An 11,595-nucleotide genomic window follows, 5' to 3' on the forward strand; every position below is an offset into this window, starting at 1 on the left:
TTCAGAGAGATCAGCCCAGTTCCTCGACGAACTCCTTGACGATCTTCTCCTCGGCGCGGTGGAGCGTCTCGCTGCAGGTCGACTTGGCGATGCCGACCTCCGAGGCGAGTTCGGTCAGCGAGCAGTCCCGCGGCGTGTCGTAGTAGCCGTTCTCGACGGCGGCCTGGATCAACTCCAGTTGGCTCCCCGTGAGCAACTGCTCGGTCTCGACGTGCTGGCTGACCCGCTCGACGTGGAACGGAATGCCGAACTCTTCGAGTTGCTGGCCCAGCGCGGACAGTCGCTCCTGTGGCGCGGTGATCTCCCAGCGGGCCTCGCCGTCGCTGAGCCTGAACGGCATCTCCAGGGGGATTCCGGAGCCCTGGACCGGGAACAACAGGAGCGGGTCGCTGGTCTCGAACTGGACCAGCGCCGTGTCCTCCCAGCGCTGGAGGATCTCCAGGCTGGTGACGGCCTCGGTCTCGTCCATCTCGCCCAGGATGGCGACCAGCTCGTCGGCGGTGATCTCCGTGAGCCCGACGCCCGACTCCTCGCCGGGGACCGCCGCCAGGATGCGAAACTCCGCGTCCGGATACGACCGCGAGAGTGAACCGATCCACACCTCCTCTGGAATCGTCAGCGTCAGTTCGGCTCGTGGCATGTGTGCGAATATGTTCGTCCGGGGCGACGGCTCCTGTCCCGAACATATTCGGCAACGGCCGTGGCGTGCAAAACTCTTGGGGAGAGCGCCGCGCTGTCGCACAGCGACCGCAGAAGGCTTAAGCGGACGGGCGACGCGCCAGCACCCATGGAAGAAGTCACGGTGACACGGGACCTGCCAGCCGCACCCGAGGCGGTCCTCCCGCTGGTCGAAGAGACGGAGTCGTTCATGAGCGCCGCCGGGTTCGACGCCGTCCGCGTGGAGGGCGAGACCATCCGGATCCAGAACCGCGTGGGGCTGTTCGACGTCGAACTCATCGCCGGCATCGTCGCGGACGACGACGCCGTGCTCGCCTACGAACAGGAAGAGGGGATCTTCGAGGACATGCACACGGCCTACCACCTCGAAGAGACCGACGACGGCACGACGATCTCGGCGACGACGACGTTCGAGGCCGTCGACCTGCCGATCGTCGGCCAGGTGCTGGACGCGACCGTCGTCAAGCGCCAGCGCAGTTCCGAGTTGAACGCGCAGTTCGACTGGCTCGAAGCGGAACTCTCGTAGTCCGGTTCTCGCCCCCTGGAAAGTTCCCCTCACATGTTCGGGACGGGACAGTCGGTCGTGGCGCTCCAAGCTGTTCACATGAGCGTCTCACACGACGACGTCGAGCCCGTGACCGACCACGTCCACGAGAACTCCTGGTCGGTGAACCTCGAACAGCCAGAACACGGCGACGACCGCGACCTCGTCGTGGCCCAGGCGATCGACGCGATCGAACACACCGCCTCGGGCAACCACGTCAACCTCGTCACGCACGGCGAGCACGGCCACCCGGAGACGTACCTCTACGACGCCCTCGAAGCGCGCGAGGACGTGACCTACGACTACGTCGAACAGTGTGGCTGTGGCGGCCACGTGGTCCGCGTCCAGGTGCAATGAGGGGCGTCGACGTCGAGGAACGGCCGCTGGTGCTGATCTGGGAGCTGACCCAGGCCTGTGGTCTGACCTGCAAGCACTGCCGAGCGGACGCCCAGCCCGAGCGCCACCCCGACGAGCTCACGACCGCCGAGGGCAAGCGGTTGCTCGATCAGGCCGCCGACTTCGGCGACGGCCAGCTGGTCGTGCTCTCGGGGGGCGACCCGCTCGTGCGCGACGACGTGACCGAACTCGTCGCGTACGGTACCCAGCAGGGACTGGGGATGACACTGACCCCCAGCGGCACCGAGTCGCTGACTCCGGAGCGCATCGAATCCCTGCAGGACGCCGGGCTCCGCCGGATGGCCCTCTCTCTGGACGGGGGCGACGCCGACTCCCACGACGCCTTCCGCGGCGAGTCCGGGAGCTTCGAGGCGACGCTCGCGGCCGCCGAGGCCGCCCGCGAGACCGGGCTCCCCTTGCAGATCAACACGACGGTGTGTGCCGAGACGGTCGACCAGCTGCCGGCGATCCGGGAACTCGTGGCCGACCTCGGTGCGGTCATGTGGTCGGTGTTCTTCCTCGTCCCGGTCGGTCGGGGCCGGGTGCTGACCCAGATCAGCCCCGACCGGGCCGAGCGGGTGATGGAGTGGCTCCACGAGGTCTCCGAAGCGGAGCCGTTCGGCCTCAAAACGACGGAAGCACCCCACTATCGGCGGGTGACTATCGATCGAGAGCGCGACGGCGACTCGGGAGAGAACGACGGGCTCCAGCGTCGCACCGGCATCCGCGCGGGCCAGGGCTTTGCCTTCGTCAGTCACACTGGCGAGATGTATCCCTCGGGGTTCCTCCCGGAGTCGGCCGGCAACGTCCGCTCGGAGAGCGTCGTCGACCTGTATCGGAACTCGGCGCTGTTTCAGCGCCTCCGGGACGACAGTGCCCTGGAAGGAAAGTGCGGTGCCTGCCCCTACCGCGGGGTCTGTGGCGGGAGCCGATCCCGGGCGTATGCGGCGACCGGCGACCCGATGGGCAGCGATCCGCTGTGCTCGTTCGTGCCCGACGAGTACGACGGCCCGCTGCCCGCGACCCACGAGGAGCGTGTTCCCACAGACTGAGAACACGCGTTTCCCGTTTTACTGTGGGAGCGCCAAGTAGCGGCTATGTCCGAGGGACTTCGCGTCGAGCTGGCGATCGACTCGCCCGAGGCCTGCCCCGTCGCCGACGTGTCCGAGCGAGTCGACGGGCCGGTCACGAACGTCACGCGTTCGACCGGCGGCGACGCAGTCGTCGAAGAGTTCTCCGCGCCCGCCGGGACCGACGTGGGCGAGTCCGTCGAACCGCTCTTCGAGAACGGATCGGAGGCGCGCTATCGCTTCCGGCGCGATCCCGACCAGGACTGTTTCTGTGACGCCGTCGAGACGTTCGACTGTGCGGTCAGCGACATCCAGGCAGAGGACGGGCAGGTCATCGCCACGGCCCACGTCGACGACGCGGCCCAGGTGCGTGCCGTCGTCGAGGAACTCCGGGACGTGTTCGGCGACGTGGCCCTGCGCTCGCTCCACCAGCACGGCGAGGGGACGCTGGGAGACGCCGTCGTCGTCGACCGGGGACAGCTGACCGATCGACAGCGCGAAGTGCTGGAGACCGCCCACGAGATGGGATACTTCGACTATCCGAAAGGCGCGAACGCCGGTGAGGTCGCCGAGGCGCTCGACATCTCCGTCTCGACGCTGGCCGAGCACCTCGCGGCCGCCCAGACCAAGCTGCTCGACGACGTACTGGCGTAGAGCCTTTTCGCTGCTCTTCACCCGCGGGCGACGAACGCACTCGCGAGCAAGTAGGCGTAGCCGACTGCCCCCCCGAGCACGGCCAGCTGTCCGACCGCGGTCGCACCCGGCACGACCAGCCCCGCGAGCTGGCACAGCAGTCCGACGGCGAGAAGCGAGACGCTGGCCAGCGCCGTCCGATCATTCGAGCCCGGCCAGACGCCCACCGACGGAGGGTAGAACTGCATGGCCGCACCGACGATCGTCAGGCCCAGAAAGCCCACGAGCGCGAACTGATAGTGCAGGGTCACCACGGCGGGGGCTCGCCCGGCGAAGACGAGGTGCGTCGCCAGACCGACCGTGACGACGCCAGCGGCGGCGGCCGCGAGGACGGTCCGCAGCCCGACCCGCGTGCGGTCGGAGCGGCGGTACAGCAGTCCGTAAGCGAGCGCGAAGCCCAGAATCGCGACCGCCTCGACGACAGCGCCGGCCACCAGGAGCGGCCCGCCGTCCAGCCCCACCGCGAGGAGTGCGGGGCCGACGCTGCCGGCACCGAGAACGACGAACACGAGCGCACGCGGGGGGTGTGCGACCAGAAACCGCGGGAACAGCCGGAAGCCGACGGCAAGCACCAGCAGCGCCGCCCCGCCCGCCCCCAGCAGGTGAGAGATCCGCGCCGGGACACCGCCCAGCGGCGCTGGGAGCCCGACCGCACCCGCGAACAGCGCGTAGCTCCCGACCGACAGATAGCCAGCGACGAGCGGGACGGCCGCGTTGCTGACGCGATCGATCGGTCGCCGGTCGGACTGGTGGTCGCCGGTGGCGGTCGCTGCGCCCGAGCGGTTGTCCCGGACGGTCCACCCGAGTGCGCCGAGCCAGACGAGAACACCGGCGAACCACGCCACCGCGCCGACTGTCGACACGACGCCGGGGACGCCCGGCCGTGTTCCGGCTGCCAGCGCGACGACGCCGACGACGGACAGGGGAAACTGGACGGCCGGCGCTCGCGGCGTCGCCAGCGTCCGGTCGAAGTACGACGGGATCAGCGCGTAGGACTTCCCGAAGACGGTGTGCAAGACGAAGCCGTACAGCAACAGGACGACCGCCAGCCGTCGTCCGACACCGAGGGGTGCGAGGACTGCCCGGGCGACGAGAGCGGCCGCGCCTGCGCCGACGAACCGCCGCGACCACCGCGACACCCGTGGTGGCGACATCGTCGGAGGGACGCCCGCCGTCGGCCTAAAGCTACGGGCGAACGACTTGGGGACAGAGACTACTCCAGTTCTCGCTCGCGCTCCTGGCTTGCCCGTTCGCGGTACTCTTCGACGTCTTCGAGCGTCTCGGTCTCAAGCAGCCGGTCGAGCTTGCGCTCGAACTGCTCGTCGGTGAGTTCGCCTTCGGCGTAGCGGCGGCGAAGCGCCTCCAGGGCCGTCTCGTCGTCACTTTCCGGCTCTCGCGTTCGCTCGTCCGTCGTCTCGGTGGGCGAACTGTCGGTCAAGTCACCGGCCCACGTTTCGCGTTCGTCTTCGTCGCCGAACAGAGTCGCAGTCAGTGGAATGAACACGGCGTATCCGACGATCAGCGCCGGGAGCCACCACTCCTGGCCGGTGAACAGACCGAACATCCAGATCCCGGTCACCAGCATGGAGACGATCCCGGTGGCGTTCTCGCGGGCGCGATCGATCGGGGTCTCCTCGCTCATTGGTCGTGGTTCTCGGGAGACGGTTATAATGGTGGCGAGAGCGTCACTCGTCGCTGGATAGCGGCTCGATCGGGACCCCACCGACGCGCTCGCCCGGCGCTACGTCGCGGTTGACGAACGAGTGGGCGGCGACCGTCGCACCGTCGCCGATCGTCACGCCCGGCCGCGTCGAGGAGCCGTGACCCAGGGTCACGTCGTCGCCGATCTCGACGGGCCCGACGTGCCACTCGTCGGTGTAGCCCTCGTGGGTGAGCAGTTTCGTGCCCCAGCCGATCAGCGACCCCTCGCCGATCGTGATCTGCTCCGGAAAGAACGGGTCGACGACGACGGCCGGCGCGAGCACGGAGTCCGCCCCGATCTCGACGCCGAAGGCACGATAGACCGGGTTCTTGACGATCGGCGGCAGGTGTTTACACAGTTCGAAGACGTAGTACGTCAGGCCGAATCGGATCGGGTTCCGTATCTGGTACCAGCCGGCGGCCGGTACGTCGCGGACTTCGACGCTGTCGTCGACGGTCGACCGCTTCGCTTCGCGTCCGTCCATACCTGCCGTAGGGGCGCCGTCGACAAGTCGGTTCCTCCGGCGACGCCGCAGCGTCACTCGATCGACGCGAGGGCCTCGGCGTCGCCGAGGGCCGGATAGTCCTCGAAGATCGCGGAGGCGGTGTGTTCGCCGCTGATGAGACACATCGGCATCCCGATCCCCGGGGTCGTGTAGGCCCCGGTGTAGTAGAACCCCTCCAGCGGACCGCGGTGACTCGGTCGGAAGGGGCCGGTCTGGAACAGGGTGTGGGCGAGACCCAGCGCCGTCCCGTCGGGGTCGCCGTAGCGCTCGGCGAACTCGCTGACGCAGGCCGTCGTCTCCGAGACGATCCGGTCGCGGAGATCCACGCCGGTGTGTTCGGCCAGATCCGTGAGGACCTGCTCGCGGTACCGCTCGCGTACGTCCGGACCGTCGTCGAGGCCCGGAGCGATCGGGACGAGCGCGACGACCGCGTGGTGGCCGTCGGGGGCGACGGTGTCGTCGGTCTTCGATGTCACCGAGAGGTAGTAGGCCGGATCGTCGGGCCAGCGCGGCTCGTCGAAGATCGCCTCGAAGTGGTCCGACCAGTCCGTCGGCAAGACGAGCGTGTGGTGTTCGAGCGGGTCCACGTCGCCCTCGACTCCGAGATACAGCATGAACGCCGACGGCGCGTAGGTCTGGTCGTCCCAGTATCCGGGCTCGTGTGCGCGGTCCCGGTCGTCGAGCAGCGCTCGTTCGGTGTCGGCCGGGTTGGCGTTGCTGACGACGAGATCGCTCTCGACGAGGCCGTTGTCGGTCGCCAGTTCGAACTGACCGACCGCGCCGCCGACGTGCTGGACCTCGACGCCGGTCCGGATGGTGACGCCGTGCTCGCGGGCCAGCTCCGCCAGCGCGTCGACGACACCGGCGATACCCCCCTCGGGGTAGAAGACGTTCAGGTTCAGGTCGACGTGACTCATGATCGAGTACAGCGCCGGGGTGTTGTACGGCGAGCCACCGAGGAAGACGAGGGTGTACTCCAGGAGCTGGCGGAGCTTCGGGTGTTCGACGTAGCGGCTCACGTAGTCGTCCATGTTCCCGAACAGGCGATAGCGCGGTGCCATCGGGAGCAGGTCGGTGTCGACGAACTCTCGAAGTCGCTCACGGCCCTCGTAGACGACGCGATCCATCGCCAGCTCGTAGTTGCGCTCGGCGTCGTCGAGGTACGCGGCGAGTGCCTCGCCGGCTCCCGTCTCGTAGGACTCGAAGATCGCCTCGACGCGGTCGCGGTCGGGCGGGACCGTCACGCTGTCGCCGTCCTTCCAGCACACCCGGTACTGTGGATCGAGTCGCTCCAGTTCGTAGTAGTCGCCCGGCTCGCGGTCGAAGTGAGCGAAGAACCGCTCGAACACGTCTGGCATCAGGTACCAGGACGGTCCCGTGTCGAACCGGAACCCGTCGCGTTCGAGCACACCGGCGTGGCCCCCGACCCGGTCGTGGCGTTCGAGCAGTCGGACGTCCAGGCCCGCTCGTCCGAGGTACGCGGCCGCCGAGAGGCCGCCGAACCCGCCGCCGATCACCGTCACCGTCGGATCGCCCGAGAGCGGATCTCGCATGCCCGCTGCTAGTGATCCCGTCGTTTTGAGGGCACCTCGCGTTCTCACACACTGGGAGTTAGGTATCCCACTTTTTCCACGAACGACGCTAGCGTCCGACGATGCGCCCGACAGAGACTTCCTCGCCGTGGCGGCTGCACCGGGACGCGGACACACACCCGTCGCTCGGACTCTCTCGGGCCGCGCTGCTGGTCTTGGTCGTCGGGTTCGGCGGGCTCGCACTCGCCGGGATCGAGGTCCCGCTCCGGGCCCAGATGGTCGTCTACCTCGTCGGGATGGTCGCGCTGAACCTCCCACACGGCGGGTACGAGCACTTCGAGAACCTCCGGCGGCGACGGCCGACGGTCCGGTGGCGGTACGTCGGAGCGTACCTGCTGGCGATCGCTGCCTTCGTGGGACTCTTCTTGCTCGCGCCGGTCGCGGGGCTCGCGCTCGCCCTGGTGGTCGCGATGGCGAAAGGCGGGCTCGGCGGGCTCCACGTGCTGGCAGCGACGAGTGGCACCGAGCACCTGCGGACCCGTCCACAGCGTGCGCTCGCGGTCGCCGTTCGAGGCGGTGCGGTCATGCTCGTCCCCATCGTCTTCCACCCGACGACGTTCCACAGCTTCAGCTCGCTGATGGTCGGGCTCGTCGAACCCGGCGCGCTCGCGTCCTACAGCGGCCAGTTCGACCTGACACGGCGGGTGATCGCCGTCGGCTACGCGCTCGCGCTGGGCACGCACGTCGGACTGGGCTACGTCCGGGGCGGCGGCCGCGCCTGGCTCGTCGACGCTGGCGAGTCCGTCCTGCTGGCCGCGTACTTCGCCGTCGTGCCCGTGCTGGTCGCGGTCGGTCTGTACTTCCCGTTCTGGTACTCGGCCCGCCAGGTCGCTCGGACGGCGACCGTCGAGGCCGAACCGGTCGGAGACGACGAGTGGGACCTGGTCGGGGGCACCTCGGCGTCGACGGTGGCGCTGCGCGCGTGGGGCATCCTGATCGCCGGTGCGCTGGCGACGTTCGCCGTCCTCGCGGTCGTCTACTGGCTGTTCCCCAACCCCCTCGCCGGGACTGCCGCACTCCCCGGTGCAGTCGCGTTCTGGAGCGTCTTCATCAGTATCGTCGCGCTCCCACACGTCCTCGTGGGCTCGCTGCTGGACCGCGACCGGGGCATCTGGTACGTCCCGTAACTACGGCAGCGTGAACGGCTGCCAGCCGTCCGGCTGGTCGCGCAGGCCGCGCACGCGCACCTCGCCGTCGGCGTCGCTGGACTCCGGTTCCCGGACTTCGATCCGCCCGTCGGCCACCTGACTGATCGTGTTGACCGTCTTCGTGTCGTGGGTCGTCGGATCGATCGAGAACAGCCCCAGTCCGTCGGCGCTGTCGATTCGACCAGAGAGCGTCTGGACGAACCGGAACAGCGCCCGCATGTCGACGTACATCGACAGCGACGAGAGGCTGACCAGCCCGGTCCGGACGCGGCCGTCGACAGCGTCGGCGTACAGCGACTCGTACAGCGCCGAGAAGCGCATCCCGATGCCGGTGAGGTCGCTCTGGGTCGAGATCGACCGGACCCTGAGATCGAACTGTGACTCTGCGAGGTCCTGGCCGGTACAGTCGATGACGCCGGCCCGGTCGGTGTCGAACGACGGGTGGAGTCGACGGCAGCTGTCGAGCAGCTTCTCGCAGCTCTGGTTGGTCGAGACGAACAGCATGCCGTCGCCCGTCTCCGTCCCGTCGGCGACCATCGAGCGGACGAGATCCTCGGCGCGGCTCAGCGCCGGCCCGGCGACCAGCACGGTCGAACCCGCCTCGATCGGTTCGATCGGGACGCCGTCGCCGAACTCGTAGCCGCCGCTCATGGGTCTCCTCCGTCCGTCTCGACACCGTCGTCCAGTCGAGCGTGGAGTTCGATCACGTCCATGGCGACGGCCGCCAGATCGCGGAGGTACGCTTCGTCGGCCGCCGAGAACGAACGCGGTTCGTCGTCGTAGATACACAGCGGCCCGATCACGAGCCCGCTCCTGGTCACGAGGTTCGCGCCCAGATACGCCCGGATCCCCATGTCCAGGAGCGTGTCGCTGCGAGACTCGAAGCGCGGGTCCTCGGTCACGTCCTTGACGGCGAGCACGTCGTCGTCTTCGACGATCGTGAACGTACAGATAGAGTCCTGCCGGTCCATCGTGTCCCACTCGTTGGCCCCGCCGTAGCAGGCCAGAAAGTCCTGGCTGTGCTCGCTGATGATGTTGATCGAAGCGCGATCGACCGAGAAGTGCGTGGCCGCCAGGTCGGTGATCCGGTCCAGGGAGTCAAGCAGTGCCCGGTCGTCGAGATCGTACGACTGGAGGGCCGCCAGCCGCTCGCGCTCGTTCTGTGGCAGCGGGTAGGATGCCTGTGATTTCCCCTCCACAGTCGTCTGGAGCAGTCTGGCCAGGCGCTCGGTCCCGAACACCGAGCCCTTGCCGACGTACTCGGTGATGGTCCCGCGCAGTTCGTCGGTGCCGATGGTGTCTGGAGCCGCGTCGGTGTAGAGGATACACCCCGCGTCGGGCGCAGTCTCACGGACCGCGGTGACCAGTTCCAGACCCGTTCCGTCGGCCAGGTCGTACTCCGTGACGACGGCGGCCAGATCGGTCGAGACGACTGCTTTCGCGTCGTCGAGGGTCGCCGCGGTCTCGAAGACCGGATCGAAATCCGTGAGCTCGGTCCGGAGCTGTTCGACCGTGTCCTCGCGGGCGTCCTCGTCGGGATCGACACAGAGGATGCGATGAGACGGCATGCTGTTGGCTACACCGTCTGCCACGAGCGGTATGTACGTACTGGCCGAAGTATCAGCAGCGAAAACTGCGAGTGCTACTCCGTGCCAAGCACCGCGTCGAGCGTCGCGTCGTCGACGTGGCGGCCTTCCCGGCCCGCCGTGTAGGTCTTGGCGACGGCGATGGCCCGGCCGGTCCGGGAGTCGCCCAGATCCGGCGAGAGCTCCGACTCCAGCAGGTCGGTCGTCCACGAGCACTCCTCGTAGTCGATCTCACCGGCGACGAGGCCCAGACACAGCGAGACGACGATGTCGTTCATCGCGTCGGTGACGAACGCGGGGGTCGCTCCGCTGATCGCCCCCAGTCGCTCTACGTCGACCTGTGTCCCGTTGACCGTCGCAGCGAACACGACCGAGCCGGCGGCCAGCTCGGCGGCCGTGTAGTCGCTGTCCGGTTCGTCGGCCGCGTACCGTTCGAGCGTCCGCCGACTCTCCTCGGCGACGGCGTCCGAGAGGTCGAGTTCGGCGACGAGATCGGCGACGATCTCCTCCGGGCTGGGGCTGGGGATGTCCGCGTCGATCGCCTCGTCCAGCGCGCCCAGCGTCTGCACGACGGCGCGGGCCTCGACGGGCCGGCGGGCGGCCACGTCCCCAGCGTCGGTGTCGGCCTCGTTCAGCCGCAGCCCCGCGACGAGTGTCGCCCCCGCCAGCTCGGTCGCGTTCGACACGTCGACCTCGCCGACGGCGTCGCCCACCATCCCGCGAGCGAGCAGGCGCGTCGGCGCGTCGACGCCGAGCTCCTCGACCAGCGCGTCGATCTCGTCTTCGACCGCCTGGACGGTTACCTCGGGCTCCGCCTCTGTCTCTGGGGTCTCGGACTCGCTGTCCGTGTCTTCCGGTGTCGGCGTAGCGGGAGTCTCGTCGTCCGTGTCTCCCCCCGTCGGCCCAGACGGAGTTTCGGGCTCGCCGACCTCGTCGGGCTCCGAAGCCGACTGCTCCTCGGCTTCGCCAGCGCCGTCGGTGGCCGTCGCCGTTTCGACCGGCTGGGCCACCTCTCCCTCCGTCTCGGCGTTCATCTGGTAGCGCTCGTCTTGCAGTCGATCGCCGAGCAGGCGTTTGAGCGCCTCCGCTCGGTTCTCGATCGCCACGCGGCTGGTCTTCGAGGCCCCGCTGAGGACGTTCTGTACGTCCTCCGCGTCGTGGCCGTTGACCAGCGCCGCCAGCGACAGCGCACCCCCAGCGGTCGCCCCCGGCGAGCGCCCGTTCGCGATCACCTCCGGATTCAGCTCGAAGGCGTCGAGCAGGATCCGGTGTGCCACGTCGACCAGCGAGTCGGGCATCTCGACGGCCAGGCCCAGGCGGTCGGCGAGCGCCTGGGGCTTGGGCGGGACCTCGTCGACGTCGAGGTAGACGCTCGCGGTGTCGAGTTGCTGCTCTGTGATCGTGATCTCCCGGTCGTCGAGCAGCTCTGACCACGCGCTCGCGACCGTGTCCTCGTCGACCGGGAGCCCGTCCTCGCGAGCCGACAGGACCAGTGCCGCCGCCAGGAAGTCGTCGATGTTCTCATCGTCGATCTCGGGCTTGTTGCGCAGCTGTCCCAGGCGGACCTGAGTGATCTGTAACGTCTCTTTCGGTATCTGGAGTTGCTCGCAGACGCGGAGCAACCGATCCTCGACGCCGTCTCCTGCACTACTTGCCATAGTGCAGTCGTTCACGCTTCACT

The 11,595-nt window shown here is 68.5% G+C and carries 13 protein-coding genes; 5 read left to right on the forward strand and 8 right to left on the reverse strand.

The window, feature by feature from the left end:
- Positions 1 to 10: 10 nt before the first annotated feature.
- Positions 11 to 640 (reverse strand): helix-turn-helix domain-containing protein, encoded by a 630-nt coding sequence (locus tag AC5FRZ_RS05520; RefSeq protein ID WP_170093735.1) that lies wholly within the window; start codon positions 638 to 640, stop codon positions 11 to 13.
- Positions 641 to 787: 147 nt separating this feature from the next.
- Between AC5FRZ_RS05520 and AC5FRZ_RS05525 the strand changes: the two genes are divergently transcribed.
- From AC5FRZ_RS05525 to AC5FRZ_RS05540, 4 genes are all read left to right on the forward strand, one after another.
- Entirely contained in the window at positions 788 to 1,204 is a 417-nt protein-coding gene (locus tag AC5FRZ_RS05525) for an SRPBCC family protein (protein WP_208628653.1), read from the forward strand.
- Between the two features lie 78 nt (positions 1,205 to 1,282).
- The gene (locus tag AC5FRZ_RS05530; RefSeq protein WP_206039146.1) at positions 1,283 to 1,579 is read left to right on the forward strand and encodes a CGCGG family putative rSAM-modified RiPP protein; all 297 of its coding nucleotides are present in this window, start codon (positions 1,283 to 1,285) and stop codon (positions 1,577 to 1,579) included.
- A complete protein-coding gene (locus tag AC5FRZ_RS05535) occupies positions 1,576 to 2,670 on the forward strand; it encodes a radical SAM protein (RefSeq protein ID WP_493564106.1) in 1,095 nt (364 codons plus the stop codon). The genes AC5FRZ_RS05530 and AC5FRZ_RS05535 overlap by 4 nt, the downstream gene beginning before the upstream one ends.
- Before the next feature lie 45 nt (positions 2,671 to 2,715).
- Complete coding sequence (locus AC5FRZ_RS05540) at positions 2,716 to 3,342, forward strand: helix-turn-helix domain-containing protein (RefSeq protein WP_372479404.1); 627 nt, start codon at positions 2,716 to 2,718, stop codon at positions 3,340 to 3,342.
- A gap of 17 nt (positions 3,343 to 3,359) precedes the next feature.
- Here AC5FRZ_RS05540 and AC5FRZ_RS05545 read toward each other — a convergent pair whose 3' ends face one another.
- The 4 genes from AC5FRZ_RS05545 to crtID are packed head-to-tail and all read right to left on the reverse strand — an operon-like array spanning position 3,360 to position 7,141.
- On the reverse strand, positions 3,360 to 4,535 hold the full coding sequence (locus AC5FRZ_RS05545; RefSeq protein ID WP_493564107.1) for a hypothetical protein: 1,176 nt from the start codon (positions 4,533 to 4,535) through the stop codon (positions 3,360 to 3,362).
- Between the two features lie 59 nt (positions 4,536 to 4,594).
- On the reverse strand, positions 4,595 to 5,023 hold the full coding sequence (locus AC5FRZ_RS05550) for an SHOCT domain-containing protein (protein WP_493564108.1): 429 nt from the start codon (positions 5,021 to 5,023) through the stop codon (positions 4,595 to 4,597).
- 43 nt (positions 5,024 to 5,066) lie between these two features.
- The gene (locus AC5FRZ_RS05555) at positions 5,067 to 5,567 is read right to left on the reverse strand and encodes an acyltransferase (protein WP_208628648.1); all 501 of its coding nucleotides are present in this window, start codon (positions 5,565 to 5,567) and stop codon (positions 5,067 to 5,069) included.
- Positions 5,568 to 5,620: 53 nt separating this feature from the next.
- Entirely contained in the window at positions 5,621 to 7,141 is a 1,521-nt protein-coding gene (gene crtID, locus AC5FRZ_RS05560; RefSeq protein WP_372479400.1) for a bifunctional phytoene desaturase/3,4-desaturase, read from the reverse strand.
- Between the two features lie 101 nt (positions 7,142 to 7,242).
- Here crtID and AC5FRZ_RS05565 point away from each other — a divergent pair, with 101 nt between their 5' ends.
- Entirely contained in the window at positions 7,243 to 8,307 is a 1,065-nt protein-coding gene (locus tag AC5FRZ_RS05565; RefSeq protein ID WP_493564109.1) for a Brp/Blh family beta-carotene 15,15'-dioxygenase, read from the forward strand.
- Here AC5FRZ_RS05565 and AC5FRZ_RS05570 read toward each other — a convergent pair whose 3' ends face one another.
- The 3 genes from AC5FRZ_RS05570 to AC5FRZ_RS05580 all read right to left on the reverse strand — a co-directional run bounded on the left by AC5FRZ_RS05570 (position 8,308) and on the right by AC5FRZ_RS05580 (position 11,572).
- Positions 8,308 to 8,979 carry a DUF7504 family protein gene (locus tag AC5FRZ_RS05570; protein ID WP_170093745.1) on the reverse strand — a complete coding sequence of 224 codons (672 nt, stop codon included), beginning with the start codon at positions 8,977 to 8,979 and terminating at the stop codon, positions 8,308 to 8,310.
- Positions 8,976 to 9,896: a GAF domain-containing protein gene (locus AC5FRZ_RS05575; protein ID WP_493564110.1), complete on the reverse strand. Its 921-nt coding sequence runs from the start codon at positions 9,894 to 9,896 to the stop codon at positions 8,976 to 8,978. The genes AC5FRZ_RS05570 and AC5FRZ_RS05575 overlap by 4 nt, the downstream gene beginning before the upstream one ends.
- A 74-nt stretch (positions 9,897 to 9,970) precedes the next feature.
- Positions 9,971 to 11,572, reverse strand: a complete 1,602-nt coding sequence (locus tag AC5FRZ_RS05580) for a hypothetical protein (RefSeq protein WP_372479395.1) — start codon at positions 11,570 to 11,572, stop codon at positions 9,971 to 9,973.
- Positions 11,573 to 11,595 lie beyond the last annotated feature (23 nt).

The organism is Halomicrobium sp. HArcht1-1, assembly GCF_058933285.1.